This window comes from Algoriphagus halophilus (assembly GCF_041729275.1).
In the GTDB taxonomy this organism is placed as follows: Bacteria; Bacteroidota; Bacteroidia; order Cytophagales; family Cyclobacteriaceae; genus Algoriphagus; species Algoriphagus halophilus_A.
Genome location: NZ_CP146486.1, coordinates 580,305 through 606,501, shown reverse-complemented (window position 1 = coordinate 606,501; position 26,197 = coordinate 580,305). Strand labels below are relative to the sequence as shown.

Below are 26,197 nucleotides of genomic sequence, written 5' to 3'. Positions count from 1 at the left end.
TTTTGAACTACAGACAGTCAAGGATGGTCATGTGAAATTTTACCTAAATTTCACCCTTTGCAAAAGGAAGATTTAGAAACATATGATTTGAAATGGGGCTAGAACAGAATAACTCAACAGAATTCCAATACAACCAACGCTATATTTGGTTAATCAGTCTGACTGCTGCCCTAGGTGGTTTTTTGTTTGGTTATGACTGGGTAGTGATAGGCGGTGCTAAACCTTTTTATGAGCCGTATTTCAATATTACTTCTACCAGTGACCAAGGCTGGGGACAAAGTTCGGCTTTGGTGGGCTGTATGGTTGGAGCCATTCTTTGTATTATCCTAAGCGATAAATTAGGAAGGAAAAGATTACTGATATTTTCTGGGTTTTTATTTTCACTTTCTGCATTAGGAACCGCATTATCGGAGACCTTCTGGTGGTTTAATGCTTATCGGATCGTAGGTGGGGTAGCGATGGGTATCGCCCTGAATCTTTCACCGCTTTACATTGCAGAAATTTCACCTCCTGAAAAGCGAGGGATGTTTGTAACCATTAATCAATTGCTGGTGATGGTTGGAGTATTGTTAGCCCAGTTATGTAATTGGCAAATATCCTTGATAGATACCAGTTTACCTGAGAACGCAAGTTTCGAAGTCATTGCTGCAAGTTGGAGTGGTCAGATGGCTTGGAGGTGGATGTTTGGTGCAGAGATCATTCCTGCACTCCTGTTTTTTTTATTGATGTTTTTGGTACCTGAAAGTGCGCGTTGGTTGGTTAAAAATAACCAGGTGAACAATGCAAAAAAGGTATTGGAAAAGATAGGAGGAAAGTACTATAGCGAAGTCTCCATAGCGGATATCAAAAACACTCTTCATCAAGGGGATTTGGGGAAAGTTCATTTTAAGGATTTGTTAAAAAAACCACTTCCCAAGTTGATTGGAATAGGGATTTTCTTGGCTTTTCTTCAGCAATGGTCTGGAGTGAATGTAGTCATCTATTATGCAGCAGATATATTTCAGGCAGCTGGGTATAACCTAAAGCAGATGATGTTAAATATTGTGGTAATAGGTGGAGTCATGGTTTTGTCTGTGTTCATTACCATTTTTACGGTGGATCGATTCGGAAGGAAGAAGCTACTATTAATTGGGACCGGCGCCATGTCTATCCTATATGGCTTAATTGGATACTCGTTTTCAGTAGATCAGGGAGGATTGGTAATCGTACTTTTAGTGTTGACCAATGTGATGTTTTACTCTTTTACCTTAGCTCCACTTTTATGGGTGGTGTTGTCAGAAATTTTCCCTACAAGAATTCGTGGTGCTGCAATTTCTATTGGGGCATTGGCTCATTGGTTAGGAAATTTTACCCTTACCTACTTTTTCCCAGCCATCAAGGAAAATCTCGGTTGGGCAAATAACTTTTGGCTATATGGACTGATCTGTGCATTTGGATTTGTAGTGGTGTATTTGGTTTTACCGGAAACCAAGGGGAAAACATTGGAACAGTTAGAGCAGGATTTGAACTAGAAATTGCTGGTGTAATTTCTGTGAAATACAGAGAAATGGAAAATTCAAGACTAGAAACCGAAAAGGATAAATTAATGGTGTTGATCCTTTCATAAGCGTTGGCCATTCCGCAAAATCCAAATGAAGCATTTTATTAAAGAAGCATTTTAACTTGCTTTTTATTCGAATTTCAACTTATCCTAAAACTATGATAGGTCGTTTTTATTCCCTTATTTTGAATCAGATTTAAGCTTATGAGTAATAACGATATCTTTCGAAGTCTTCGCTATACCTTTGACATCAATGATTTTTTGATGATTGAAATCTTTGGTATGGCAGGGCATGAAGTAGACAGACCTACTGTTTCAAATTGGTTGAAAAAGGAGGATGACGAGGATTTTAAGCCTTTGTATGATAAGGATCTCGCTGCTTTTTTAAATGGATTCATTATCCTAAAAAGAGGGAAACAGGAAGGTAAAGATCCTGTTATTGAAAAAAGTCTAAGTAATAATCAGGTTCTTCGGAAATTGAAAATTGCGTTGAGTTTAATTGATGAGGATATGTTGAACATGTTGAAGTCTGTAAACTTTCGACTTTCAAAGCACGAACTGAGCGCATTTTTCAGAAACCCTACTCAAAGCCAATATAGAGATTGCAAGGATCAGGTGTTAAGGAATTTTTTGAAGGGACTTCAGGTAACCTATCGCCCCAGTTAATCTTCCTCTGGGAATACTTCCTTTACCCGTCCTACTTCTCCAGTATCTAGCAGTACTTTTATCCCATGGGGATGGGTTGGGGAGCTTGTTAGAATTCTCTTGACAAAACCTTCCGTAATTTCACCGGTTCTTTGGTGATGCTTCTGTACAATGCTCACTTCGTCTCCAATATGGATGTTTTTTCGAATGCTGCCCGGTAGAGATCTTTTTTCCATCCTCAAAAATACAAGTACCAACGAAATAAAAATTAGTTTTTTCTTGAAATGTGTTGCGTTGTTAGGCAGGACTGCGTTAGTAATTATACCATGTGGAGCATATACCATGTAAAAATAGGTTTTGTTAAATTTTTAATCATTCAGGATGAAACAACAATTACTTTTTTTAGGAATAATCGCGTTATCATGTTGCGGTTGTAACCAAGAAAATGAGATAGGTCCAATAAACGAGTTAGTTGGTTCCTATGAATTCAATATGAAAAATGTGGGGAATAATTATGAGCTGGACTTTGTAGACAGGTTACAATTCAACCCAGATGGGCTAGTCTATGGGGAAGGGGTGGCTAGTTTATCAGGGACGAATCAGATTTTGGGGTACCGTTACTACTTTCATGGTTCTTATAAAATAGAGGAGGGTATCGTGAGTATCACTGGGTCTGAAACATTCCAAACGCAGGATGAAGGATCCTTTTTTGACTCCAAGGATAATCTTGTTTATAAAGATGGGAGGCAGGTTTGGGATCAATTTTCTATTGAAGATAATTTCCAGAAACTTCATAGTATATGTCCTCCCAATGCCAATTGTTTGAATATTATATTTAATAAAAGTTACTAATTGTCAATCATGAAAAGAACTCTTGTTTTAATAATGTCCCTCCTAGTTATTTCAGTTGGCTGTAATAGGGAGGATGATGAATTTAATCCTGGCCAAGCAATACTGGGAATCTACCAAAAGACGGATAGAGAAATAAGTGATGAGTTGGACTTTGTAAGAATCATAGAATTGAAGCAGGGGCAGAAAGTCGTCGCCCAAAGTACTGCTAGGAAAAAAGGGCAGTCCGAAGATTTGGGTTTTCAATATTATTATGAAGGGACCTACAAGTTGGAAGATAACGTAGTGGTTATCAATTTTACAGAGACCTTTCAATTGACTGATCCTGACATTTCATATGTATCAAAAGACGAGCTTACAGAAATAATTAGAGAATACTTCTTTGAGGATAGGTATTCCGTGTCGGAGGATTATCAGGAGTTAACCTTTATCTGTCCCCCCAATGCCTTGTGCATGCCACCTATACCTTTTGAGAGGATTAATTAAACTCCAGTAATGAGGGGTTAAAGGCTGCATTTATATGGAAAGGCAGCCTTTATTTTTCAGGACTTCTAATTTTCAGTAAATTAACGTAGCTTTTAATCAAAGTTTTTCCAAAATGAGGATTCAGCTAGTTGCGATATTATTAATAGGTTCTTTTGTTGTTTTTGCATGTAATGAGCAAAGAGAAGGAGTACTTCCTAGCCAACCTGAGTTAGGGAAATACCAAATGGAATTAAAAGGAAATACATTTGATCTGACCCATACCATTGAATTAAAACCAAGTGGAAATGTGCTGGGTTGGGGAATTATTAAGAATGCCGGAGATTCAAAGGATTTAGGATACAATTATTATTTCTCTGGAACATATACCTTGGAGGACGGTGTGGTTTCAATTTTTCAAGAGTCCTATTTCCAAGTTGGGGAAGCCGGTAAACAATATGATTCCAAGGAAATGCTAGTTTTGGTGCAGACAAGGTCTGCGAGCTCAGATTATAGCATCAAGTCAAATTTCACGGAACTACATTTCATTTGCCCTCCCAATTCTATTTGTTTGGAAGACCGAATCTTCAAACGAGTTGACTAAACAAATTTAGCCCTATACGTTACTACTAGCAGTTTTTAGCCAACCAAATCTGTTGTTTACTAACAGGAATTCAAGCTCATGATGAGTAATTGATGGTCTTTAATTGTCCTGAGGAATATTCAACAATAAATTGATCAGGTCTTTGGGAGTGTTCACCTGGCCTAGTAGTTCGTCTTGAAGAATGATATGCAGCTGATATTCCAATTCGAAAATGAGGCCGTTGATAAAAATCGGATCCATTTCTAGTTGTTGAATAAAGTGAGCATTTTTTTGTTGGCCAGAGAGATTTATACCATAGGAATGAAAAACTTCAACTGCTTTTTTTAGTAGAGTAAATTGTTGGTTCATAGTACTTAAATTAAAGGTAGAAGGTAAAAGTCTTTTTAATTGACATTTAATACGAAGAATTGGGTCTTGTGGATTACATTTTCAAAATTAATTGTTGTTAAAAGAAGTAAAAGGTAACATTTATCACGTATGGCAAACTTTTTAGCTACCTAGTATGAATGAAAATTTTGAGAAAAGTTTAGGTATAAAAAATGCTCACGCCAAAGGCAGAGAGCATTTTCGACATAAACCATGAAGCATTTTTTAATAGTACCAATTCCTTTTTAGGGAACCATTCATAGGAATGAAAGTAGACTAGTTATGAATTCTACTCTGTAAAATTTGGAGCCATTTATTTGCAATAGACCTTTCTGCTGTTAATGCAGATGCTAATTTCTCATCATAAATCTCCAGCATTTTTGCGGGTAGTTTGGAGTCTGTGAATTGAATTTTTACCCCAACATAGTCTACCACCTCTAGTTTTGATCTCCCCATTTTTTTAAGATGGCTATGTTCATGAAGACTGATGTTTTTTACTTGATTGAGATCTATGATGGTTTGAAGTGGATAATGTCCATTTCGATAATACAGGAGTTTATTTTGTTCCTGATCAACCCCAATTTGATGGTTTTTCCATTTTTCGGTGATGGAAGGGTGAAGATGATTTTGATTGATAAACTCCTGAAAATTGATGGCAAAAGAGCGGTTTTTGAAATCTAATTGGGTGTATGCAAAAGGGATGACTATTCCTGCTACCAGGAAAAATGAAACCATAAGGTTCACTGATTCTGAATGTACCACGATGATATTGATAAAGATTTAAATAAAAGAAATACAGTCGATTGACTTATTGTGTATCCCTGATCTTTACCAAGTGTAGAAAAAGTGTAGGAAGGTAGTTTTCACATCAAAAAGTGGTAAGGACTTCTTGAAAGCTGTGGAAAGTGTATGACTACTTCGAGTGTCTAAATGCGAAGGAATCCAATGTGAGTGGAAGGAACCAAGAATTTTAGGGTCAATTTCGAAACTTGGGATTTCAACTGATTCCTCTAGTATAGAATTTGATGCGAATGGATAATTCGAAATGGAAGACTTCTTCCAGCCATCCTCATTCCTTCTTAGATCCTGAAATGAAGCACTTGAAGTACCTAGCGCTAACATAGCCATCAAGGTCAGCACTAAAACTGAACTGAATAAGTTGCTATAAAAGTTCTTTAAGCTCATTTCTAGGGTCTAATCCTTCCAAAATGTCATCAATAAAAACCAAAATATCAAGGTGCTTACCCTATCTATTTCTCTAATGAGAATAATTTAGCATTTTTAGGTTTTCGGATAATATTACTTCTTTCCAAGGACTATTAGGAAATAAGGTAGAAGTCATCACGAGCTCACCCTGATTCACAAATACTTCAACGGAGTGGGCATCCAGAAAGATTCTTAAATTCTTGGCTGGCCAACTCATGGGAGCGGAGTGAATGTCGGCAAAATCAGGGTCGAAATCTGATATTCCAGCATTGGTTCGATCAATTGAGAGCAAGCCGTTTTCCCTTGTGAAACGAAACTGTTCTCCCAATTCATTCCTAAAGTGGATAAGGAATGGTTTCTCATTGTCTATATCCACAGTAAGTTCTGTAGCTACGGAAGGCAAGGCAGATTGCCCCTCTATTTCATCACTGCTTTTTCTAAGCTGGCTTAATTCTGCGACAGGTTCAGATTTTAGTAGTAATGTCCCTTTTATGTCAATTAAACTCAAGCTTCTTGGAATAGTCATAGCAGACCTCCAGGTTTTGGTAGGTACTTCCTGTGCGTATAACCAGTTACTCATCCAACCAATTAAAACCACTCGTTCTTGATCAGTTGGAATATTACTCCAGGTTACTCCTGCATAATGATCGGGTCCATAATCCATCCATCTGATCATCGTATCATCTGGAGTAAAAACACCATCTTCGAAATCTCCAATGAAGTATTGTGTTGCTGAACCCTTTTGTGGACCTCCGGGATTGATGCTGACCAATAAAACGTATTTAAGTTCTCCAGAAGGCGTTTTCATAGGAATTAAGTCGGGACATTCCCAAACACCTCCATGTGCACCGATCCTTTTTCCAAATTCCCCAATCTTTTCCCAATCCTTCAAATTCTCGGATGAATAAAATTCAATATGATCTGAAACTGCCAAAGTCATTAACCAAAACTCCTCTCCATCCTTGCCTTGGAATAACTGAACTTTAGGATCTCTGAAATCCCTTGCCCCGGGATTGGGAAGTACAGGGTTTCCCGAATATTTTTCCCAGGTTCTACCCTTGTCTAAAGAGAAGGCTATTCCTTGGCTTTCTATCTCTACCGTTCCACTTTTTTCTTTTTTAGGGTCATGATAGGTGAATATTGCTACAATAGGAGGGGTTTCCTCAGTTCCTAAACCAGAGCTATTCATAGAATCTACCACTGCCGAACCTGAAAATATATATCCAAGGCTATCTGGTTCCAAGGCGACATTAAGATGCTCCCAATGAGTGAGGTCTCGGGAAACTGCATGTCCCCAATGCATAGGCCCCCATACAGTACTATCAGGATAATATTGATAAAACAAATGGTATTCCCCGTCCAGGTAAAACATGCCATTGGGATCGTTCATCCATGAGGATTCGGGGGTAAAATGATATACCGGGCGAAATTGTTCTCCTGATGAAGGCTGAAAAACAATTGGTTTTTCCTGTTGGCATGAACTAAAAATTAGCATGCTGAGTAGGAAGAGATAGGATTGAAGGTATTTCATGGAGAATTAATCGTGAGTAATTTCATTAATGACTTTTTCTATAGATGCTTCATTGATCATACCCTTGGCTATTGCATCAGCTTGAGTTTTAAAGTCTTTTTGATTCCAAAATTCCAATAAAGCCTTTTCAAAATTATTGGAAGTGATTTTATGAATGCTTGGGCCTTCTGGCCCTAAACCTCTTTTTAAAATAATTCTGTTCCAAAAATATTGGTCGACGATATGAGGAACAATCAGCTGAACGCAGCCATTGATCGCTGCGTGATGAGTAGTGCCTGAGCCACCATGGTGGATCATCCCGTACATTTTTGGCAATACCCAATCATAAGGTATCTGATTTACATAAAATATTAAATCTGAATCCACCTCTATTTTCTCAAGTCCACCCCAAGAAAGGTTTACGATGGTTGGGATCTGATGTTTAATCAACAATTGTATAAGAAGTTCTGAATATTTCTTTGGGTTTGGGTTCGTCATAGAGCCGAAAGTCAGAAGAGCAGCCTTGGGGTGTTTCTTAATCCAATCATTTAATTTCGGGTCGATTTGGTAGTTCTTCATTTGGTTTCTGAAGAAATATCCCGTGATTTTAGCTGACTTAGGCCAATAATCTGGATAGGGGAATAGACTTGGAGAAATTGTATAAAGTGTTTTTAAATGATTGGACTCGAATTCGTTTAATGTTTTTGAATTGATGGTTAGTTTGGAGAAATCGCCGTAATAAGGTTTAAGTAAACGTTTCATTACTCCATATCTGGCTCCATTGACAAATCTATAGGATTTTATGTTCCATTTTTCGGAGAAAGGTTTCCATTTTGCTAATCCTATATGTGGAAATTCTTTGACAGGGTGAATCAAGCAGGGGAGCGGAGAAAGTAGTATAAACTTCCTAGGGTTTTCCATTGCTGCCAAATAATGATACAAGGCTTTGGCATGAAATAAAACTTTATCAGGATTTAGGTCATTCAATGCTTCTTTTTGTTGCTGAACAATCAGTTTCTGGATTTTCAGAGAATTCATTATCAAATTAATATATCCCTTTAGCTGTTTAAAAGCACCTCCGCCTCCCATAACCGCTTTTCCGCTTTGACTTTCCAGCATTTCGAGAAAGCGTTTGTCAAAGCCTAAAAAAGAGTATCCCAGTGCTTCGGTCATCTCTCGAAATTGCTCTGGGAATTGACATATTATTTCATGACCAGCATGTTTTAAAAGTTCAGCTTGGGCTAAAAATGGTTCTATATCTCCTCTGGTTCCAATGGAAACTAGTAGAATTTTCATGTCATTTTTTAAAATGTAATGCAATCTGTAGTTTTGTCACCTCAATCTACTTTTGATTTTTATAATTTCTATATGAAAGGAATCATTTTAGCAGGAGGGTCTGGAACCAGGTTATACCCTCTGACTATATCGGTAAGTAAGCAACTCATGCCAGTTTACGACAAACCGATGATTTATTATCCACTTTCTGTCCTAATGATGGCAGGGATAAAAGATATTTTAATTATCACTACTCCTGATGATAATGCAGCCTTTGAAAAGCTCCTAGGAGATGGTTCACAAGTGGGTTGTAACTTTCAATACGCGGTGCAGCCAAGTCCGGATGGATTGGCACAGGCATTTATCATTGGAGAGGAATTTATTGGGAATGACAAAGTAGCCTTGATCCTTGGAGATAATATTTTTTACGGGTCTGGTTTGCATAAAACCCTTCAAGAAAATACAGACCCTCAAGGTGGGGTAGTATTTGCCTACCACGTGAATGATCCACACCGTTATGGCGTGGTAGCTTTTGATGAGAACCAGAAGGCCATCAGTATAGAAGAAAAGCCGGCTGAGCCTAAATCGAATTACGCGGTACCAGGACTGTATTTTTATGATAATAGAGTGGTTGAAATCGCAAAAAGCATTAAACCAAGCCCTAGAGGTGAATTGGAAATTACAGATATCAACAATGAATATTTAAAAAATGGTCAGCTTCAGGTTGCCATATTAAATAGGGGAACTGCTTGGCTGGATACCGGTACCCATCAATCCTTATTACAAGCAGCTCAGTTTGTGGAAGTTATTGAAGAACGGCAGGGACTTAAGATTGGGTGCATTGAAGAGATCGCCTATCGAAATGGTTTCATCGATAAGGAGCAATTGCTCAAAGAAGCCGATAAACTTGGTAAAAGTGGATACGGAGCTTATTTGAGGAAGTTAGTAGCTCTATAAAAAAAGGGATTGAATCAAATAAGATTCAATCCCTTTTTTTGGGGAAAAAGACTCGATGCCCTCTGTCGTTTAAACTATTTCAAATGATTCCAATTGATCAAGGCGTTCCAAACCAGTGGGGCGTCATGGTGGTTTAAATACCGGTGTAATGGGTCAAAAGTGAATGCCAATACAGTTCCTTTTCCCACAGGTATATTGAAAATGGACCCGTGACCAATAATGGTTTGTTCATTTCTTACCATACCCGATCTTACATACGGAACATCTTTTCCACTCTCTTCCTTCTTTTTCTCTACGTTCTCTTGGTCAGGTTTGCCCATGATAGGTCCTTGGTAGGCAATCTCGTCTTTCAGGGGCTTGGTTCCATATTGCAGAAGCATCATATCCCTATCCTTTAGATCTACTCTGTAGAGGGGACCATTACCTCTGAAAATTGGAAAGGTTTCCGGGAAGCCATATAAAACAGGACTTTCTGATTGTTTTATTTTTACCGTTACGACCGAGCCAGGATGAAACAAACCAGAAGCGGAATAAGAATCCAAGTTTCTTACAATTCCCGTTTCTGCTACCATATTGGTAGAATTGTCCAAAGTGATGATCACTCCGCCTTCTTCCACAAATTTTTTCAAATTGTCCATTCCGGCAAATCCAGGTCCACCCGTGATATCTGGAGAGGAATCAGGGTATCCGTGAGAAGGATACTCAGCGGTCTTTGTAAATGGTAAGGGACCAAACTCTGTAGTTACCCCATGAATAAAATTTGATCCATTTCCGCGAGCCCTAGGGACTAAAATCACATCAAATTTATCTTTTAATCCTCCTGCTTTTAAATCATCCTTGTCGATGGAGGTATAAGGAATTCCTCTTTGCTCAAAAGTATACCTGGACCAACCCTCATCTTGGGTGTTGAACCAGGTATGGTATATCGCTACTTTAGGTAAAGTCACTTCATGTACCTTGTCAGAATCAGGTGTTTGACTTCCTTGGATTAAGTCTAGTCCAAATTCAGAGGCAATTTGATCTGCTTGTTTGTTAGAAATCCCTTCCAAGAAGACCGACCCCTTTGGAAGAGTGTCAGCATCTACAACAAATTCCTTTTCAATGATTTGAATGCTTGCGTTTTGGTTTTCTTTTTTCAACCAATACAAAGCAGGTAAGACGGTGTTTTGAGCTTGGTAAGGTATAAAATAATTTTTTCCATTGCCTGAAATTGCTCCTTGGTAAACCGCCTCCTCAGTCAGTAATTGAAGGTCTTGGTCCTCATAAGAAATGCTATCAGATTTTTCAACATCCACCCCATAGAGGTACCCCAACGTCCATGCAATGTCGTCATATGGAGGGAACTTCGCCTCTTTAGGGTATTTCTGTTCAGTTAATAAATTGTAAGCAAGGTTTCTATAGGGTTGATTCATCAACACCACGTAATCGCCTTCATTTTCACCTGAAACAGCCTGATGAACTTCAATATGCTGAGCACGTAGTTGATTTGCCAAATAAGCAGCCATGGCTGGATCTTTCTGCTCCTTGGGAATAATAAAGGCTTTTGGTCCTTCTGTTTTCCCTTTTTGGATGGAATTCACCCCTTTTTGGTAAAAATTCTTTAAAAGCTGTTCCCCATTATGAGCAGCATAGGTCAAAGAGGCCAATACCCCTGCCTGCATGTAATTGACATTGTTTCTGGCTGACCAATATACTTTTTCGGTTGGTGGATCTGGTCTATACCACTCTCTGCTGGTAGCGGGATCTCCAGCATATCTGGCATTGGAGAGGTCTCTCATATACGTGTTGGCTCCAGCATTACCAAACGTTTCATAGAACCTGCCATTGGAATTATGATTATTTGCCACCCATATGCCATAACCAGGCCACCAACCATCATAAAACGCCCAAGTGAATGCTCCAGGCATGCCTTGACTTGCAAGACTGGCTATATCACTATTTGCCATGATTTGCCATTCACTGATGGTAATCGGATCCACTTGTTCATTATAGGGTCCTGTGCCAGTAGAAATGTATAATAATGGGACTGATTCATGTAAGTCAAGCATGACTAAAGGATGCCATTCAAAGAAGATCTTAAAAATCCCTTTGGTTATTCCCTGTGAAACTTGTAGACCATCTCGGTTATTGTCATGAAACACGTATTTTCCCCAATAAGGAGTAGAGCGAGGAAAACCATCATCCCATTCCGTTCTTGCTTTGGTATATCTATGGTACCAATCTACCTGTTTGTCTCTACCGTCTGGTTCTGAAACTGGGTTGATCAATAATATGAGGTTTTCTCTGATATTTTTGATGGCCTCATCCTCACTGGTAATTAATCGATAAGCCAATTCCATCAACATTTCAGGAGACCCCATTTCTGTGGAATGCATCCTCCATTCAAATAATAAACAGGTTTGGAATCAGCAATAATGGTTTTTGCTTCTTCGGAAGATGTGATCCTTGGATCAGACAGTTTGGATAGTTGGCTTTTATAATGATCCAGGCGATTCATGCTGTCATCTCCACCAATAATGACCATATAAATAGGCCTGCCTTCCTCAGTGGTTTCAACTTGCTCAATGCGTAGATACGGGGATTTTTCTGCCAATAACTGGTAATAGCCATATATTTCCTTTGTCCCATGCATGATGCCTGGTGAACCAATGATTTGCCCAAAATGCTTTTTGGGCGAGGGGATTTCTGGATGATCGATAATTTCTAAAACGGAGGAAGGTAAAAACCTTGGGTCCGTGGTATACTCTTGGATTTTAGCACCATACTCCTCGTCAATTTTTTGAGCGAAAAGAGCTTGACATGCCAATAAACCAAGAAGCAGACCCGAAAAAAACGTGTCTTCATGGGTTTTTAAAATTGGTGGTGGATAAATCTATTCATAAAAAGTTAAGCTTTTTCCAGTGGATGAATAGGTTCCTCATGTAAAAAATAAAAAATGTTGACAAGGGACTATTTCTTGATCAGTTGTTCCAAGCTAATTCTTAAGATCTGTCCCATGTTAGTGCAGCTTAAAAACTTTTCGTTGGAATAATGCTTCGCCAGATCCTTCTTCAAGGAATCGATGTTTTCTGGCAATGAAATCTTGTCATGCTCCATTGCCCTCAGGATATCATCAATTCCTTTTTGAGAGGATCTTAGTCGGTGTGCAATCAGAGCCCTCTCTTCTTTTTGATATTGATGCATGGACTCAGGGGTGATGTATTTCATCCCTAGCTGGATCAACATGTTGTTTTCTTTAAAATACTGGGGTAGGTAGATGGATTTTTTCCCTTCGTATGATTGCTGGTCAAAATCAATGGCCCGGATTCTATAATGGGTTTCCTCAAAATCAGGTGTGACGTCAATCACGAAATTAGCGGAATGCATATCTCCCAATAATCTCACAAAACATCGCTCATTAAATTTGACAAATTCCTTGGCAAGTCGAATAGGGTTCAAATGCGAATCTTCCATGTGAATTCGCATGAATTTATCTCCTGGAATACCCGCAATATGTTCCTCTATCAACGTGTTTTTATGAACCAAATAGCTAATCCTATTAGGAGAGAGTAAGTGCTCCAGTTCTAATCCATATACCCGGGAAGCGTCTGCATTTTTAATGTAAAAATAGTCAAAGTTGTCATTGATTCTATTGACTATCCTCACCCGAAATGGCTGGGTATTCCCATAAATACATAAATCAATCCTGTCAACATATAAGTGCTCCATGACTGACATGTCGCCACCTGCCTTCAACAATGCGTAGATCTTCTTGACATTTAAATGAATTTCCTCCCTGTCAGACTGATCATAAAAAACGGTTTCCCATAAGGTATCTTGGTCCTTGGAATCATACAAAGCGATAGAACTGGAGTATCGGAGAAGTTCATGGTAATGGATAGGAATATCCACTTCTCTGGAGTATTTGATCAAATACCTTCTTAAGCCAGGACTGATGGGGAATATCTTCTTCTTTTTACTGATTAAAGCCATAGGCTATAAATCTACGTGTTGACTTTTCTTTAGATTTCTGTCGAAAATAAAAGGTCCAAATGGTAAAACTGAGGCGATTAAAGCGAAAAAGGTTCTACTGAACCCCCATTTCAATTTATGGGCAGTAGGGAAAACTGTGTAGATATAAACAATGAATAATAAGCCATGAGCCCAACCTACTACTTTCACGGCCATAGGCATTTCAAATAGGTATTTTAATGGCATGGCGATCAATAAAAGAATTAGAAAAGAAATACCTTCAATAAGGCTGATCCATTTAAATCTTCTGGCCCAAGTATGCTGTTCTGGAGTTAAGCTCATTTTATTTTTTGATGTTAAAAAGGATTTGAAGTGCATTCCAAAGTTTGCGCTTCATGGTATTATCTTCGGAGATTTGTCCTAAGGCATCTGCAAATAGATATTGGGTTTCTTGGTCGGTGAAAACTTCATATGGAATGGCAGGAACGGAATTAACAGGGTGTTTAATTTTACCGAATTTCAGAATAATATGCGCATTCAATGCTTCAAATTCCTCTAAAGTTCTGTTCTCTAGAATGGAGGAAGAGACCAAGCCCACTTCATTCATGGAATGGCCTACGGCATTGATCATTTTGACCAGCATGTTCATGACTTCCTCGGATAAATCATCCTCTTCATGTACAATTAACAGACCTTTTGTAAAATTACCTTTTACTTGAATAGGAGGCAGGTCCTCTTTGGTAAGTTCAGGATTGCCAGTGGTTGGTTCGAATGTTTCCTCAGCCTCTTTGACCGAATGGTTTGGAGCTTCCAGACTGGAAGTCTGATCTGAAATTGGTTGTTGATCTTTCAACTTTTTGGCATCTTCTGGCAATAAGAAAAGGTCTTCTTCCAGAAAAACTGAAGTTCTTGGAGACTTAAATTTTCCATATGGGAAATTGGTCAAAAATCGGCTGTTAGCAAAAAAAGAAAGGACAAATACTTCTGTCCTTTCTTAATTTTTTATTTGGCTCCTGGCAAATTGAAGATGGATTTCAATTCTACTGCATCTTCAGGTTTCATTCTTTGGGAAAGTACTAGACGAAGTTGTCGTCTTCTCAGTGCTCCTTCATAGTGCTCTATTTCTTCTTCCGTTTCGGGAACCACCTCGGGTACTTCAATAGGTTTGCCATTTTGATCCACTGCTACGAAGGTAAAAAATGCACGGTGAGTCATGATTTTTTTATTGGCTGGAATATCTTCAGCAACCACTTCTATAAATACTTCCATAGAAGAATTAAATGCCCTGGTCACTTTTGATTTTAACGTGACCACATTCCCTAGTGCGATAGGCTCTTTAAAGGAGATACTATCTGCAGAAGCAGTCACGACAATTCTATTGGAGTGTTTTTGGGCAGCTATGGCAGCAACTACATCCAACCAATGCATCAATTTACCTCCCATTAAGTTATTCAGGGTGTTGGTGTCGTTTGGAAGAACCATCTCAGTCATGATGGTTGCAGACTCTTTTGCAAATTTTTTCTTAGCCATAGGATTAATTTTGCCTTAAAAATATATATAAAATTTTGAAAAAGTAATTTTAGTCAATAAAACAGAATAAAATTCTGATTTTAATTTCATTGGATAGAGCTACCTCTTCCAACCGTCTTTTCCCAATAAAGGGACAAAGGCAAACCAATCAAATTCTTCACGAACTATTTGTTTTTCGGATTTTTTGGTCAATCTGAGCATGGTTTGCCTTCTTCTATCTCCAACAGGAATAACTAAAACACCACCTACTTTCAATTGTTTTAATAAGGCATTTGGTACGATGGGTGCTCCTGCAGTGACTAATATTTTATCGTATGGGGCATATTGTGCTAATCCTTCTGAACCATCACCATAGAAAAGATGCATATGAATACCTAGTCTTCCTAAAAATCGTTTGGTGCCCTCATAAAGCTTTTTATGATATTCAATCGTATATACTTCTGCTCCCAAAAGGTGCAGGATACTTGCTTGATATCCTGATCCGGTACCGATTTCAAGAACTTTGTCTCCCTGTTGAATTTCCAATAACTCTGTTTGAAATGCCACAGTATAGGGTTGAGAGATGGTTTGACCTTCTCCAATAGGAAATGCCTTATCCTCATAGGCATGAGAGATCAATGCGGAGTCAAAGAAAAAATGGCGAGGTAAATTATTGATGGCTTCCAAAACACTTTCGCTTTTGATTCCCTTTTCCCTTAGCAAAGCAACTAACGCTTTTCGTTTGCCTTTGTGGAGGTAGGTATCTTCTAGTTTCAGCATTTTTGAATGTGTTATTTTAAATTCTGTGATCGAAGATAAAAGAATAATTGGCTTAATTTGAACTCTTAAATTGCAATTTTTGCTTACTCATTGAAAGCCCGAAGTTTAAAAAAACATGTTTACAGGAATCGTAGAATCTTTCGGAACCATTAAGAAAATAACTAAAGATGGGACCAATGTTCATTTCGATTTGGAATCGACTTTAAGTTCTGAATTGAAGATAGATCAATCCCTTGCCCACGATGGAGTTTGTCTGACAGTAGTGGAAACCAGTCCAGATTCCTATCGGGTAACGGCAATAGATGAAACCATTCGAAAGACCAATTTATCCCAATGGACTGAGGGGAAAAAGGTTAATTTGGAGCGTTGTATGCCTGCAAATGGACGTTTTGACGGTCATATTGTACAAGGACATGTGGATCAAATAGGAGTAGTTAAGAATATTTCTGATCAAGATGGAAGCTGGTTGTTTGATATTGAGTATGATGCTGATCTAGGTAATATCACCGTAGAAAAAGGATCTATTACCATCAATGGTACCAGTTTAACCTGCTTCAATTCAAAACCAGGCAAGTTTTCAGTAGCGATTATTCCTTATACCTATGAGTTCACCAATTTCCATCAGCTTCAGATTGGTGATGTTGTAAACCTGGAATTTGACATTATAGGAAAGTATATCGCAAGAATTGTGAGGGGTTATCCTAATTCTTGATCGAGGCTAGGAATAAAAAAGGGCTAAAATCATGAGTGATTGTAGCCCTATATTTTTTTATGTTGATCAATTCAAACTTAACGTCTTGGTTTCGGGATCTTTTACACATCTAAAACCGACATTTGATGTTCCAGAATCAAAGGCTTGTCCCTGTCTAGCGGAAGGCCTATAATTGACACAATAATTAGCTGCACAAAGGAAAGATCCTCCTTTTATTACTCGTTCCATTGCAAATGGATTATCGGGATTATAACAAGGGTTCATGTCCTTATCCAATTTAGGAGCTTGACCAGCCAGTCTAGCATATTTCAACGCATCATACCAATCATCAGTAAGTTCCCATACATTTCCGATCATATCGTAAAGGCCAAATGTATTTGGTGCAAATGATTTTACTGGTGATGTACCAATGAACCCATCATGACCTAGATTCTCATTAGGGAAATTCCCTTGAAATGTATTTGCAAGATGTTGACCATTTGGAGTTAATTCATCTCCCCAGGCAAACCTCTTTCCATTCATTCCTCCTCTAGCAGCAAATTCCCATTCTATTTCTGTGGGCAATCTTTTGCCGGCCCATTCTGCATATGCTACAGCATCTTCATAAGAAATATGGACTACAGGATGATTCTCTTTTCCAATGATATCCGAGTCAGGACCTTCCGGATGCTTCCAGTTGGCTCCATTCACCCAGACCCACCAAAGTGATATATCCTGCAAAGGGACTGGGTAAGGAGGAGGGGAGAACACCATGGATCCAGCTACCAAAACTGATTCATCTGGTTTTGGCGTACCTGGAGGCAATTGTTTTTTTAACTCTTCCCAATCTGGCTTTCTCTCTGCTACTGTTACATAGCCAGTTTCATCCACAAACTTTTTATATTCTGCATTGGTCACTTCATGGGTGTCCATCCAATAACCGTCAACTTTTAAATTCACAGCCGGTTTTTCGGCTGCATAGGCATCCGCTTCATTGGTTCCCATCACAAACTCACCTCCTGGAATCCAAACCATTCCCTCGATCTTTTCGGTTGGAACCGGTGCTTCTGAAACTACCAGCATTTCTTCATCTTGAACGGCAGTTTCTTTTTGCTCACATGAGGAAAAGGAGAAAACGATGCCGGCAAGAAGTGGCAAACATTTTTGATAATAATTCATATGTATTTCTTTGACACAGGAAAAGTAAGAATAATCAAATAAAATTGCAGGGGATTAGAGGATTCATTTATTCTTCTTGGGTTGAAATAGATTCCATATTTAAACGAACCTTCCTTCTTAATTTGTTGAAAAACTGCCTTCTTTCTTTTTCACCCACCTTACTGATTTGTGTCGATTTCTTGATGAGGTTTTCCAAATTTTGAAACATGGATTTGTTAAATGCCACATCTGATGTACCCATAAAATAAATCACATTGTAATTCAAATAAGTGATTTTGTTGTCATCTAATTCAGCAAAAAATGTATTATCACCTAATACAAATTCATTGACATAAAAAAAGTAGTTCGCGCTTTCATCTTTAGGTTGACCTCCAAAAGGAAATTTCTTTCCGAATTCCGCCATTTTCTCCAAATGGTTAATTACTTCTAAAAGACATTCGTAAAGTCGAATGGTCAGAGATGGATCAGTGATAATCCCCATCTCATGGTAAAGATTGATTTGGCGGATGGTAGTGTTGATGCCTTCAATATTCCAGATTTCTGTGGAATTTATATTGTTGTAGGCTTTTAAAATCTTTCTTGTTATCTCCTCAAATTCCGGATAGGAATGTTCTTCAAGGGAAAAAGTGGAGTCGGCAACGTCTGGACTGAACAAAATGGACTTTTTCCAAAAGAAGAATTTAAAAGCTGCTAATTCCTTATGGTAATAATGGTACCAAGGCGGCATGTCTTTTAATAGAAAATAAATATGCTTTTTGAAAATGAGTTGACCATTTCAAGCTGGTACAGCACATCTTGCATCCAGGAAAGGAAATTGTTTTTCTCTAAATTATTTTGGTTGGTTTGGAATAGAATGGAGCTTGTTCCATTACTGAAAATTTTATCAATGGAAACATTAAACTTTTGGCTCAAAAGAAAGAGTTCGTGGTAGTTTAGTAGTTTTTCTCCTCTAATTCTCCTGTAGGCACTATCAACGCTGATATCTATCGTTTCTGCCACTTCATCCACTAAGGAAGAATAGGATGGAATTGCATTTTTTAAGGCTTGAAAAAATTGAACTTGTGATTCTAATCCTAATTTCATGTTCCAACCAATTAAAAATAGTTCTTATACTGCCTAGAATATGAATAAGTTAATAAAAAATGGATAATTATAAGAATTATTTCAAATGATATTTTTTGAATTTAAAATTGAAATTTTAGTTGATGAAAATTATTTTGGGTTGTATTTAGTCTTTTAACAAGGCTATATTTGGAATCATTAAAGAATAAAGACTTGATTTTTAGAAAAAGAGAAAAGCGACCATTTGGCCGCTTTCTTTACTTAAGCACCAGGATTACTTGCCTGGTCATGAAGTTTTCCAAGTTCCTGATCTATTGTCCATAATCCGACACCTTCTTCTCCAATAATATCGAAAAGTTCAAGAGCCCTTCTAGACATAGTTTCTTCTTCTCTTTGTTCTGTCACAAACCATTGCATGAAACTAAATGTAGCAAAATCTTTGGCCGTAAATGCATGATCTACAATCGTATTGATTGACTTTGTGACTTTTATTTCATGCTCCAAAATCAATTCAAAAACTTCTCTTAATGAGTTGAAATTGTGGCGAATATCTGTGATTTCTGGCTGAATAGCATGACCGCCAGCCTCATTGATGTAATGAAATATTTTCATCATATGCATCCGCTCTTCATCTGCATGGGTATACAGGTATTTTGCTGCATTTTCATAGCCCATCATGTGGCACCATGAAGCCATGGACAGGTAGTAAGCAGAGGATTTACCTTCCATTTCCACCTGTTTATTTAATAGTTTTTCAGTATCAACCAATAATGAGCGTTGTAGGGTAACTATTTCTTTTGCTTTCATTGTTTCGAATTTTGTCTATGTGTTTAAACTAAATTTACAACATTCAGTTTCCGGAAACCAACCTTTTGAAGCAATTTGGAATTGTTTCAATTTAAAATAGCCTACCTGTTCGATGGGGTTGGGAAAACCGCAAGTGACTCAGCTCCATCTTCTCCTACAGCTTGTACTGCAAAGAAATAATTGTCTTTGGAGTAAGGAAGAGTCATTGTAGTTTCTGTGGTGAAAAACTTCTTTTCCCACATGGGAGAGGAGGTCTCTCTCATCAACACATAATATCCTTTAGCCTTTCCTATCGCAGGTTTCTCCCAGAGCAATGTCGAAGAATTACTCAAGCCTCTCACACTGATTTGAACCTCTTCGGGTTGTGATGGTGCAGATGCCAAAGTGGCAAGACTTGCTACATTGACTGCAGAAACTTTACGTAGGTATTCAAAATCCATGAACTCAGGTAAGTCACCATATTGGATTCCATTTTCTACTCTTACATTTTCATGTTGGTGGTAGAAATTTTCATTCATTTCGGAAATCCTGATCGCAGTAAATCCATTTCTTGCAAAGGCAGTTTGATCCCCACCTCTTAAAAATCTATCTGCTCTATAAATCAATTTTACTTCAAATTGGTCCACATATCGCTCTCCAATCTCTTTGACATATCGTGCCAATTGTCTCGACTTACTATCATTCTCTGCTCCAGTATATCGTCTAATTCTTGCCATCTCCTCTGTTTCATTCGCTGGGATGGTTTCAGAAAAAACCCGCATTTTAAGATTGTCTTTGATCAAAGTGCCGGAGGAACTACTGTTTCCAATAATATCATTGTTTAAGACTGCTCCGATATTCCATTCTTGTTCTGCTGCTTTGTCAGCCAGATAAGTAGCACCTTTTAATCCTTCTTCTTCTCCGGTAAAAGCTACAAAAAGGATCGTAGCAGGAAACTCTCGGGAGGCCATCACACGTGCTAATTCAATTACTGCTGCTGTTCCACTTCCATCGTCATTTGCACCTGGTGCAATTCCTTCTTTGTCCATGACATCTTTATTTCTAGAGTCCATATGTCCAGAAATAATGAATACACGTGGATCATTTGGATCTGTACCTTTTAGGGTAGCGATGACATTGGCTGCAGGAGCATCTTCCTTGATTCTTCTGTCATCTGCAGGAATTACAAAATTTTCAATTTCTGCAGTCATTCTTCCTCCTGATTGCTGAGCAAAAGAATTAAACTTAGAGAGCACATAATTCTGTGCAGCAGGCATCCCATTTTCAGGATCTGTATTTAATGTGTGTCTCGTGTCAAAGGAAGCCAGTTTTCTGACATAACTCTCCAATGAGTCAGAGGAAACTTCAGAGACCATTTTTGCAATTTCAGGATCTCTATGGATGAGGGTTTGTGAAAAAACTGTGGAACTGATAAAAATCAGTCCTATTCCAAGTAATATTTTATTCATGTTTGGTATATGTTTTAGGGTTCGTCTAAATTTATCCTATATAATTGTGAAACAAATCAACTTTTACATGAAGACAATAAACCAACCGAATAAAGGTGATTATTCTGATTTTTTTCCACCTATTTAAATTTAGTAGCTGGTGAAAATTTTGAAGTGTTGATTTTGGATCAAATCAAATTGATCCATGAATTGTTTTTATCTAAAGATGGGGTTTGGGCTGAAACGGCTTATGATGAGGGAAAATGGACTCCAAAAGAAGTGCTTGGACATATCATCGATACGGAACGGATTATGACATTCAGGGCCTTGTGTTTTGCAAGAGGAGAACAATCCGAATTACCGGGTTTTGATCAAGATCCATATGTGTTAAATGCAAAGTTTGGATCTGTTTCGTTAGTAGATTTATTGGAAGATTTTAAAGTTCAACGAATGGCGATGCTTTCCTTGCTGAAAACAATACCGGAGGACAGTTTAGATACGAGGGGTAAAGCCAGCGGAAATCCTATTTCACCAAGAGCCCTTTTTTGGATCATTCCAGGTCATTTTATGCATCACTTTACTATCCTTCAGACAAAATATTAAGCCATGAAAATTCCTGTTGCAATCGTCGATGCGTTTACAAACAAACCATTTGGTGGAAATCCGGCAGCTGTATGTTTGCTTGAAGAAAGAATTTCTTCAGAGGATATGCAGAATATTGCCATGGAGATGAATTTAAGTGAAACTGCCTTTGTAGAAAAGACAGAAGATGAAGGTCATTTTAATTTACGTTGGTTTACTCCTACCTTAGAAATAGATCTATGCGGACATGCCACCTTGGCTTCCGCCTTTCACATGACACATGCTGGATGGGCGCTTCCTGAGGAAGTGATTCATTTTAATACCAAAAGTGGAGAGTTGAAAGTAACTGTTAAAGGGGAATGGATTGAAATGAATTTTCCTTTGATCCCCACTTTTTCTGAGCAACACCCTTACTTCAAAGAAGTGTTTTTTGGAAAACGAATTGTAGGGATTTCAGAGTTAAGAAAGAATTGGATTATTGAATTAGAGGATGCAGCGGCCGTGGAAAGTGTAAAACCTGAAATGCGGATTGTATCTGAAAATTCAGAAGAAGGAATAATTATCACTGCAAAAGGAAACCCACCATTTGACATTTGCAGTAGATTTTTTGGGCCCAATGTAGGAATAGAGGAGGACCCGGTGACAGGTTTTGCTCATTGTGCATTAATGGATTATTGGTATCAAAAAACAGGAAAGTTTACATTACATGCTTTTCAAGCCTCTAAAAGAGGAGGGGAACTCCGATTAGAAAAACAGGATGATCGGGTAATTATTAATGGGCAGGCTGTTCAAGTATTAGTAGGAATGTTAGATTTATAATATGAATCCCACAGCACTAGTTGGTAAAAAGTCCGTAAGAAAGGCCTTTAAGAACTTTACTGAATACTGGCTCACTGATGCTAGTTTTGGGTTGTTGCTGTTAATTCTGGTGTTTTCTGTCTTTATCCTGCCCATACTCATAGAATATGGGAGGGTGCATTTCATTTTCGTGAATACCGTCTTCTTGTTTTTGTTTTTCACAGGGATTTGGTCCTCTAGGAATAAAGGTATGATCTTATTGACCTCCCTTTTATTTTTCACCCAATTGGGGTTGAGGTTGCTACGATTCAGTGACTTGGAATTTGAGTTTTATTTATCAGAAAGGATTGTAGGTATTCTTAATATGCTGGTGTTTATATTTTTGAATATCAGGCTCTTATTTAGGGATAGGGAAGTGAATATATATCGAGTGATAGGGGCCATCAATGTTTATTTGCTAGTAGCCATACTAGGGGCTTTTGTTTTCGAAATTGTGCATTTAATTACAGGACAGGGTATTGAAGGTTTACCTGTTTTGAAAGGGGTAGACGAGGATTATGCAGAATACATCTATTTTAGTCTTGTATCACTTACCACAGTGGGTTTTGGAGATCTTTATCCAAATCATGTCCTCACTAAAATGTTGTCAGTTTTTCTATCTACTGTAGGTATATTATATCCAGCAGTAGTCATTGCTCGACTGGTAGGAGCCAGTAAGAACTAATTCATTTCTCTCGTCCATTGGTGTAATTTTATAGTTAATTTCTGGGAAGTAATGGTACTTTTAAAGTAAATATTTACACCACTTACCTTATGAGAAAACTAGTTTTATCCTACCTATTGATGTGCTGCATCAGTTTCACATGGGCTCAAACAGAGCGCCATATTGAAATCGAATCAAAGGTAGAAAGCACCCACGAGACGACTATTAAAGGGAAAAAAGTACCTTACAAAGCTACCGCTGGAACGCAACCGGTGTGGAACGAAAAAGGAGAACCAATTGCCTCTTTATTTTATACTTATTACGAGAGAACTGACATTTCAGATAAGACGACAAGACCTCTGGTGATCTCTTTCAATGGAGGTCCAGGTTCTGCTTCTATTTGGATGCATTTGGCTTATACAGGTCCAGTTATTTTGAAAATTGACGATGAAGGGTATCCGATCCAGCCCTATGGTACCAAATCCAATCCAAATTCAATTTTGGACGTGGCGGACATTGTTTACGTAGACCCAGTCAATACAGGGTATTCCAGAATCGTGGACCTAGAGACTCCAAGATCTACTTTCTTCGGAATCAATTCAGATATCAAATACTTGGCAGATTGGGTAAATACTTTTGTCACCCGACAAGGAAGATGGGCTTCTCCTAAATATTTGATCGGTGAAAGCTATGGTACTACTAGAGTAGCAGGTCTGGTTTCCCAATTACAAAACTCTCATTGGATGTATTTCAACGGAGTGATTTTGGTTTCTCCAACAGATATGGGAATTGAAAGAGGGGGGCCAGTTAAAATGGCGAATTACCTTCCTTATTATGCGGCAACTGCATGGTATCACAAAGCGTTGGATTCAGACCTTCAGAGCAAGGACCTGGATGATATTTTACCAGAAGTGGAAGCATTTGCAATAGATGAATTATTGCCTGCCATGGTGAAAGGTGGAAAATTGACAGCTTCAGAAAGAGACGCTATTGCAACCAAAATGGCTCATTATTCAGGTTTGAGTAAAAAGGTGATTTTGGAACATAATTTAATGGTTCCTACCAATTTCTTCTGGAAGGAATTGTTAAGAGATCAAGGAATGACCATTGGTCGTTTGGATAGTAGATACAAAGGAATTGATAGAGCAGGAACTGGATCCAGACCTGATTTTGATCCTGCCTTGACCGCCTGGAATCATGCTTTTGCTCCAGCGTTTAATATTTATGCCAAGGAAACACTGAAGTATAATACAGATCTTACCTATAATCTTTTCGGTCCGGTACATCCATGGGACAGATCCAATGAGAATACTGGATACGATTTAGCAACTGCTATGCGTCAAAATCCATATTTGCATGTGATGGTGCAATCTGGTTTATATGATGGTGGTACCGACTTTTTCAATGCAAAATATAGTATGTGGCAAATGGACCCTACCGGAGAGTTGGCAGATAGGTTATCCTGGATTGGATATAGAAGCGGCCACATGATGTATTTGAGAGCGGAAGATTTAGAAACGTCCAATGAGGACATCAGACAATTTATCGAAAAGTCTAAGGTGGTTCCGAATATGCCAGCTAAGTACGAATAACTTATCATCTGAAAAGGAAGGGTCTGAAAAATTTCAGACCCTTTTTTATGACTATTCAATAAATCCAAGCGAATTTTTGAAGTCTTCAAAGTTGGATAGTGGAGATGCTGTTTTCATTAATTCCCCAAGCATCTGGTATAAATCGCTGGGCTTTTTCCTTCTTTCCTAAGATATTGAATGGAGGTGGCTCCTTCTGATTTGGATAGTTTCACATTTTTTGGTCCTTTGATTAAGGAGTGGTGAAAGAAAGTGATCTCATTGAATGAATTGTTGCCTAAAGATTCAGCAAGTACTTTTTGATCTAAAGAGGAACTAAGCAAATCCTTTCCCCGAATGATAAAATCTACACCAAAGTGAATGTCATCCACCACTGAGGTAAGTTGATAGGCAGGTAGGCGGTCTTTTTTTCGAACCATGAAAAATGCGCCATCTTCTGGCAAGGTATAGGTTCCTTCTAAATTTGGATATTCTTTGATTTTGATAAAATCCGTATTGAACGTATTATACCTCCAGGATGTATCCATTTTGTCGAGGGGAATTCTTCTGTCCAGGCAATACCCTAAATAATAACCTGAAGAATCTAATTGCTGGATTCTTTTCCTAGTACAGTCACATGCGAAGAGTACCTTTTGGTTTCGCAAGGTTTCCAAGGTATCCAGATAAGAGTTCATTCGATGGATCTGGGACCAATCCGATTCAAATTCTTTCAGATTTTTAGGCCCAATGTCATAGGAGATTTCCATGAAATCCAAGCTGTCAAATATGTCTTGAACATATTCTTGCCTATATCGGTCCCTATCCAAATCGTCTATTCGTAATAATACTTTGCTACCGTGCTTTTCTGAAAGGGCTTTGGTGATCAAAAACGAATAGAGGTTGCCTAAATGTAGAAAACCACTTGGCGTAGGGGCTAGTCGGGTAAGCTTTGTGTGCATTCCACCAAATTAGCTAGATTGCTAAAAAAATCATCAATGAATAATCTCGTAAAATCACTTTTTTTCATTTCTCTGTCAACTATTACTTTTTCTTGTGAAAAAGGGGTTCCAACAACTGGTGAAGAGCTCATTCAACAATCTATTGCCTACCATGATCCTAATGGGAATTGGGAAGATTTAAAAGGCACTTTTTATATGAAAGACAGCTTGCCTCCAGGTCGGGATTCAAGGGTTTATGAGTTTTCTTTGGATAACTCTCATTCAAAGATGACTTATTCCATTGAAGGTTTAGAATATCAAGTAATAAATGACTCCCTCAAGATTTTAACAGGTGAAATCACCGAAGAACGAGCTTTGAGAATGAGGAATTACTATACTTACCTATGGGGTTTGCCAATGAAATTGAATGATCCAGGGACTATTATCGAGAAGGAAATTCGAAAAGAAGAAATAGAGGGCAAAGAATACTTGGTTGCCAGAGTACCCTATGAAAAGGATCAATGGTACTTTTATTTTGAACCTGAGACTTACAGAATGGCTGCCTATAAATTTTATAAGGATGAGCCCAATCAGGTAGGTGAAATAATCTATTTAAAGGGGAGAAGGAGTTTAAAGGAATAAAAATTCCAGCCAACCGAACTTGGTATAGAACTGAGAAACCGGAATTTCTAGGGGTAGATATGCTTCAGGAAATAAAATAACCCGTTTTAGGTTAATTAACGGGATTCATTTTCATGGCTCCACAATCTAAAATATCTTTGGGCCAA

General features: G+C 38.2%; 31 protein-coding genes. 12 read left to right on the top strand and 19 right to left on the bottom strand.

Going from position 1 to position 26,197, the window contains the following annotated elements:
• Nucleotides 1–92 precede the first annotated feature (92 nt).
• Both V8V91_RS03255 and V8V91_RS03250 read left to right on the top strand, forming a co-directional pair.
• Complete coding sequence (locus V8V91_RS03255) at nt 93–1,511, top strand: sugar porter family MFS transporter (protein WP_373398732.1); 1,419 nt, start codon at nt 93–95, stop codon at nt 1,509–1,511.
• Between the two features lie 233 nt (nt 1,512–1,744).
• A complete protein-coding gene (locus tag V8V91_RS03250; protein WP_373398731.1) occupies nt 1,745–2,206 on the top strand; it encodes a DUF1456 family protein in 462 nt (153 codons plus the stop codon).
• Here the strand turns inward: V8V91_RS03250 and V8V91_RS03245 are convergent.
• The gene (locus tag V8V91_RS03245; protein WP_373398730.1) at nt 2,203–2,421 is read right to left on the bottom strand and encodes a YwbE family protein; all 219 of its coding nucleotides are present in this window, start codon (nt 2,419–2,421) and stop codon (nt 2,203–2,205) included. The two genes, V8V91_RS03250 and V8V91_RS03245, sit on opposite strands and share 4 nt — an antisense overlap.
• 256 nt (nt 2,422–2,677) lie before the next feature.
• Between V8V91_RS03245 and V8V91_RS03240 the strand changes: the two genes are divergently transcribed.
• From V8V91_RS03240 to V8V91_RS03230, 3 genes are all read left to right on the top strand, one after another.
• Nucleotides 2,678–3,037: a hypothetical protein gene (locus tag V8V91_RS03240; RefSeq protein WP_373398729.1), complete on the top strand. Its 360-nt coding sequence runs from the start codon at nt 2,678–2,680 to the stop codon at nt 3,035–3,037.
• 33 nt (nt 3,038–3,070) lie between these two features.
• Nucleotides 3,071–3,520 (top strand): hypothetical protein, encoded by a 450-nt coding sequence (locus V8V91_RS03235; protein WP_373398728.1) that lies wholly within the window; start codon nt 3,071–3,073, stop codon nt 3,518–3,520.
• Between the two features lie 112 nt (nt 3,521–3,632).
• Nucleotides 3,633–4,100: a hypothetical protein gene (locus V8V91_RS03230; RefSeq protein WP_373398727.1), complete on the top strand. Its 468-nt coding sequence runs from the start codon at nt 3,633–3,635 to the stop codon at nt 4,098–4,100.
• Between the two features lie 99 nt (nt 4,101–4,199).
• On the opposite strand, the gene V8V91_RS03225 is transcribed toward V8V91_RS03230, so the two are convergent.
• The 5 genes from V8V91_RS03225 to V8V91_RS03205 form a co-directional block, all read right to left on the bottom strand.
• Nucleotides 4,200–4,448, bottom strand: coding sequence for an acyl carrier protein (locus tag V8V91_RS03225; RefSeq protein ID WP_074224376.1), 249 nt, complete (start codon nt 4,446–4,448; stop codon nt 4,200–4,202).
• Between the two features lie 294 nt (nt 4,449–4,742).
• Complete coding sequence (locus V8V91_RS03220) at nt 4,743–5,201, bottom strand: hypothetical protein (RefSeq protein WP_373398726.1); 459 nt, start codon at nt 5,199–5,201, stop codon at nt 4,743–4,745.
• A 93-nt stretch (nt 5,202–5,294) separates the two neighbouring features.
• Nucleotides 5,295–5,651: a hypothetical protein gene (locus tag V8V91_RS03215; protein WP_373398725.1), complete on the bottom strand. Its 357-nt coding sequence runs from the start codon at nt 5,649–5,651 to the stop codon at nt 5,295–5,297.
• Nucleotides 5,652–5,724: 73 nt separating this feature from the next.
• The gene (locus V8V91_RS03210) at nt 5,725–7,062 is read right to left on the bottom strand and encodes a glycoside hydrolase family 32 protein (protein WP_373398724.1); all 1,338 of its coding nucleotides are present in this window, start codon (nt 7,060–7,062) and stop codon (nt 5,725–5,727) included.
• A gap of 147 nt (nt 7,063–7,209) precedes the next feature.
• Complete coding sequence (locus V8V91_RS03205; protein ID WP_373398723.1) at nt 7,210–8,478, bottom strand: glycosyltransferase; 1,269 nt, start codon at nt 8,476–8,478, stop codon at nt 7,210–7,212.
• A 72-nt stretch (nt 8,479–8,550) separates the two neighbouring features.
• Between V8V91_RS03205 and rfbA the strand changes: the two genes are divergently transcribed.
• Complete coding sequence (gene rfbA, locus V8V91_RS03200; protein WP_373398722.1) at nt 8,551–9,414, top strand: glucose-1-phosphate thymidylyltransferase RfbA; 864 nt, start codon at nt 8,551–8,553, stop codon at nt 9,412–9,414.
• Nucleotides 9,415–9,488: 74 nt separating this feature from the next.
• On the opposite strand, the gene V8V91_RS03195 is transcribed toward rfbA, so the two are convergent.
• The 7 genes from V8V91_RS03195 to V8V91_RS03165 all read right to left on the bottom strand — a co-directional run bounded on the left by V8V91_RS03195 (nt 9,489) and on the right by V8V91_RS03165 (nt 15,654).
• The gene (locus V8V91_RS03195; protein WP_373398721.1) at nt 9,489–11,789 is read right to left on the bottom strand and encodes a M14 family zinc carboxypeptidase; all 2,301 of its coding nucleotides are present in this window, start codon (nt 11,787–11,789) and stop codon (nt 9,489–9,491) included.
• The gene (locus V8V91_RS03190) at nt 11,753–12,220 is read right to left on the bottom strand and encodes a hypothetical protein (RefSeq protein ID WP_373398720.1); all 468 of its coding nucleotides are present in this window, start codon (nt 12,218–12,220) and stop codon (nt 11,753–11,755) included. The genes V8V91_RS03195 and V8V91_RS03190 overlap by 37 nt, the downstream gene beginning before the upstream one ends.
• A 143-nt stretch (nt 12,221–12,363) precedes the next feature.
• Entirely contained in the window at nt 12,364–13,386 is a 1,023-nt protein-coding gene (locus V8V91_RS03185) for a hypothetical protein (RefSeq protein ID WP_373398719.1), read from the bottom strand.
• A gap of 3 nt (nt 13,387–13,389) precedes the next feature.
• Nucleotides 13,390–13,707, bottom strand: a complete 318-nt coding sequence (locus V8V91_RS03180; protein WP_373398718.1) for a DUF3817 domain-containing protein — start codon at nt 13,705–13,707, stop codon at nt 13,390–13,392.
• Between the two features lies 1 nt (nt 13,708).
• Nucleotides 13,709–14,311 (bottom strand): hypothetical protein, encoded by a 603-nt coding sequence (locus tag V8V91_RS03175; RefSeq protein ID WP_373398717.1) that lies wholly within the window; start codon nt 14,309–14,311, stop codon nt 13,709–13,711.
• A gap of 56 nt (nt 14,312–14,367) precedes the next feature.
• Nucleotides 14,368–14,895 (bottom strand): acyl-CoA thioesterase, encoded by a 528-nt coding sequence (locus V8V91_RS03170; protein WP_373398716.1) that lies wholly within the window; start codon nt 14,893–14,895, stop codon nt 14,368–14,370.
• Nucleotides 14,896–14,994: 99 nt separating this feature from the next.
• Nucleotides 14,995–15,654, bottom strand: coding sequence for a protein-L-isoaspartate(D-aspartate) O-methyltransferase (locus tag V8V91_RS03165; protein WP_373398715.1), 660 nt, complete (start codon nt 15,652–15,654; stop codon nt 14,995–14,997).
• A gap of 115 nt (nt 15,655–15,769) precedes the next feature.
• On the opposite strand from V8V91_RS03165, the gene V8V91_RS03160 reads away from it, so the two are divergent.
• Nucleotides 15,770–16,366: a riboflavin synthase gene (locus V8V91_RS03160; protein ID WP_373398714.1), complete on the top strand. Its 597-nt coding sequence runs from the start codon at nt 15,770–15,772 to the stop codon at nt 16,364–16,366.
• A 66-nt stretch (nt 16,367–16,432) separates the two neighbouring features.
• Here the strand turns inward: V8V91_RS03160 and V8V91_RS03155 are convergent, their stop codons facing one another.
• The 5 genes from V8V91_RS03155 to V8V91_RS03135 all read right to left on the bottom strand — a co-directional run bounded on the left by V8V91_RS03155 (nt 16,433) and on the right by V8V91_RS03135 (nt 20,841).
• The gene (locus V8V91_RS03155; protein WP_373398713.1) at nt 16,433–17,524 is read right to left on the bottom strand and encodes a formylglycine-generating enzyme family protein; all 1,092 of its coding nucleotides are present in this window, start codon (nt 17,522–17,524) and stop codon (nt 16,433–16,435) included.
• A 67-nt stretch (nt 17,525–17,591) separates the two neighbouring features.
• The gene (locus tag V8V91_RS03150) at nt 17,592–18,251 is read right to left on the bottom strand and encodes a hypothetical protein (protein ID WP_373398712.1); all 660 of its coding nucleotides are present in this window, start codon (nt 18,249–18,251) and stop codon (nt 17,592–17,594) included.
• A gap of 5 nt (nt 18,252–18,256) precedes the next feature.
• Nucleotides 18,257–18,607: a hypothetical protein gene (locus V8V91_RS03145; protein ID WP_373398711.1), complete on the bottom strand. Its 351-nt coding sequence runs from the start codon at nt 18,605–18,607 to the stop codon at nt 18,257–18,259.
• A gap of 240 nt (nt 18,608–18,847) precedes the next feature.
• Complete coding sequence (locus tag V8V91_RS03140) at nt 18,848–19,393, bottom strand: ferritin (protein ID WP_373398710.1); 546 nt, start codon at nt 19,391–19,393, stop codon at nt 18,848–18,850.
• Between the two features lie 101 nt (nt 19,394–19,494).
• Nucleotides 19,495–20,841 carry a M20/M25/M40 family metallo-hydrolase gene (locus tag V8V91_RS03135; RefSeq protein WP_373398709.1) on the bottom strand — a complete coding sequence of 449 codons (1,347 nt, stop codon included), beginning with the start codon at nt 20,839–20,841 and terminating at the stop codon, nt 19,495–19,497.
• A 156-nt stretch (nt 20,842–20,997) separates the two neighbouring features.
• Between V8V91_RS03135 and V8V91_RS03130 the strand changes: the two genes are divergently transcribed.
• From V8V91_RS03130 to V8V91_RS03115, 4 genes are all read left to right on the top strand, one after another.
• Entirely contained in the window at nt 20,998–21,423 is a 426-nt protein-coding gene (locus V8V91_RS03130; protein ID WP_373398708.1) for a DinB family protein, read from the top strand.
• A 3-nt stretch (nt 21,424–21,426) separates the two neighbouring features.
• Nucleotides 21,427–22,221, top strand: a complete 795-nt coding sequence (locus V8V91_RS03125) for a PhzF family phenazine biosynthesis protein (RefSeq protein ID WP_373398707.1) — start codon at nt 21,427–21,429, stop codon at nt 22,219–22,221.
• A 1-nt stretch (nt 22,222) separates the two neighbouring features.
• Entirely contained in the window at nt 22,223–22,924 is a 702-nt protein-coding gene (locus tag V8V91_RS03120; RefSeq protein ID WP_373398706.1) for a potassium channel family protein, read from the top strand.
• A gap of 89 nt (nt 22,925–23,013) precedes the next feature.
• Entirely contained in the window at nt 23,014–24,495 is a 1,482-nt protein-coding gene (locus V8V91_RS03115) for a S10 family peptidase (RefSeq protein ID WP_373398705.1), read from the top strand.
• Nucleotides 24,496–24,611: 116 nt separating this feature from the next.
• Here the strand turns inward: V8V91_RS03115 and V8V91_RS03110 are convergent, their stop codons facing one another.
• Nucleotides 24,612–25,430, bottom strand: a complete 819-nt coding sequence (locus V8V91_RS03110) for a glutamate--tRNA ligase family protein (protein ID WP_373398704.1) — start codon at nt 25,428–25,430, stop codon at nt 24,612–24,614.
• Nucleotides 25,431–25,466: 36 nt separating this feature from the next.
• Here V8V91_RS03110 and V8V91_RS03105 point away from each other — a divergent pair, with 36 nt between their 5' ends.
• Nucleotides 25,467–26,051, top strand: a complete 585-nt coding sequence (locus V8V91_RS03105) for a DUF6503 family protein (RefSeq protein WP_373398703.1) — start codon at nt 25,467–25,469, stop codon at nt 26,049–26,051.
• Nucleotides 26,052–26,197 lie beyond the last annotated feature (146 nt).

Excerpts from the sequence above, each read along its gene's own strand:
- V8V91_RS03170 (WP_373398716.1), bottom strand. The coding sequence starts at position 14,895 with ATGGCTAAGAAAAAATTTGCAAAAGAGTCTGCAACCATCATGACTGAG.
- V8V91_RS03140 (WP_373398710.1), bottom strand. The coding sequence starts at position 19,393 with ATGAAAGCAAAAGAAATAGTTACCCTACAACGCTCATTATTGGTTGAT.
- V8V91_RS03240 (WP_373398729.1), top strand. The coding sequence starts at position 2,678 with ATGAAAAATGTGGGGAATAATTATGAGCTGGACTTTGTAGACAGGTTA.
- V8V91_RS03150 (WP_373398712.1), bottom strand. The coding sequence starts at position 18,251 with ATGCCGCCTTGGTACCATTATTACCATAAGGAATTAGCAGCTTTTAAA.
- rfbA (WP_373398722.1), top strand. The coding sequence starts at position 8,551 with ATGAAAGGAATCATTTTAGCAGGAGGGTCTGGAACCAGGTTATACCCT.
- V8V91_RS03180 (WP_373398718.1), bottom strand. The coding sequence starts at position 13,707 with ATGAGCTTAACTCCAGAACAGCATACTTGGGCCAGAAGATTTAAATGG.
- V8V91_RS03155 (WP_373398713.1), bottom strand. The coding sequence starts at position 17,524 with ATGAATTATTATCAAAAATGTTTGCCACTTCTTGCCGGCATCGTTTTC.
- V8V91_RS03250 (WP_373398731.1), top strand. The coding sequence starts at position 1,745 with ATGAGTAATAACGATATCTTTCGAAGTCTTCGCTATACCTTTGACATC.
- V8V91_RS03220 (WP_373398726.1), bottom strand. The coding sequence starts at position 5,201 with ATGGTTTCATTTTTCCTGGTAGCAGGAATAGTCATCCCTTTTGCATAC.
- V8V91_RS03235 (WP_373398728.1), top strand. The coding sequence starts at position 3,071 with ATGTCCCTCCTAGTTATTTCAGTTGGCTGTAATAGGGAGGATGATGAA.
- V8V91_RS03125 (WP_373398707.1), top strand. The coding sequence starts at position 21,427 with ATGAAAATTCCTGTTGCAATCGTCGATGCGTTTACAAACAAACCATTT.
- V8V91_RS03195 (WP_373398721.1), bottom strand. The coding sequence starts at position 11,789 with ATGCATTCCACAGAAATGGGGTCTCCTGAAATGTTGATGGAATTGGCT.
- V8V91_RS03210 (WP_373398724.1), bottom strand. The coding sequence starts at position 7,062 with ATGAACGATCCCAATGGCATGTTTTACCTGGACGGGGAATACCATTTG.
- V8V91_RS03185 (WP_373398719.1), bottom strand. The coding sequence starts at position 13,386 with ATGGCTTTAATCAGTAAAAAGAAGAAGATATTCCCCATCAGTCCTGGC.
- V8V91_RS03255 (WP_373398732.1), top strand. The coding sequence starts at position 93 with ATGGGGCTAGAACAGAATAACTCAACAGAATTCCAATACAACCAACGC.
- V8V91_RS03135 (WP_373398709.1), bottom strand. The coding sequence starts at position 20,841 with ATGAATAAAATATTACTTGGAATAGGACTGATTTTTATCAGTTCCACA.
- V8V91_RS03110 (WP_373398704.1), bottom strand. The coding sequence starts at position 25,430 with ATGCACACAAAGCTTACCCGACTAGCCCCTACGCCAAGTGGTTTTCTA.
- V8V91_RS03215 (WP_373398725.1), bottom strand. The coding sequence starts at position 5,651 with ATGAGCTTAAAGAACTTTTATAGCAACTTATTCAGTTCAGTTTTAGTG.
- V8V91_RS03225 (WP_074224376.1), bottom strand. The coding sequence starts at position 4,448 with ATGAACCAACAATTTACTCTACTAAAAAAAGCAGTTGAAGTTTTTCAT.
- V8V91_RS03105 (WP_373398703.1), top strand. The coding sequence starts at position 25,467 with ATGAATAATCTCGTAAAATCACTTTTTTTCATTTCTCTGTCAACTATT.
- V8V91_RS03120 (WP_373398706.1), top strand. The coding sequence starts at position 22,223 with ATGAATCCCACAGCACTAGTTGGTAAAAAGTCCGTAAGAAAGGCCTTT.
- V8V91_RS03205 (WP_373398723.1), bottom strand. The coding sequence starts at position 8,478 with ATGAAAATTCTACTAGTTTCCATTGGAACCAGAGGAGATATAGAACCA.
- V8V91_RS03145 (WP_373398711.1), bottom strand. The coding sequence starts at position 18,607 with ATGAAATTAGGATTAGAATCACAAGTTCAATTTTTTCAAGCCTTAAAA.
- V8V91_RS03160 (WP_373398714.1), top strand. The coding sequence starts at position 15,770 with ATGTTTACAGGAATCGTAGAATCTTTCGGAACCATTAAGAAAATAACT.
- V8V91_RS03115 (WP_373398705.1), top strand. The coding sequence starts at position 23,014 with ATGAGAAAACTAGTTTTATCCTACCTATTGATGTGCTGCATCAGTTTC.
- V8V91_RS03165 (WP_373398715.1), bottom strand. The coding sequence starts at position 15,654 with ATGCTGAAACTAGAAGATACCTACCTCCACAAAGGCAAACGAAAAGCG.
- V8V91_RS03245 (WP_373398730.1), bottom strand. The coding sequence starts at position 2,421 with ATGGAAAAAAGATCTCTACCGGGCAGCATTCGAAAAAACATCCATATT.
- V8V91_RS03230 (WP_373398727.1), top strand. The coding sequence starts at position 3,633 with ATGAGGATTCAGCTAGTTGCGATATTATTAATAGGTTCTTTTGTTGTT.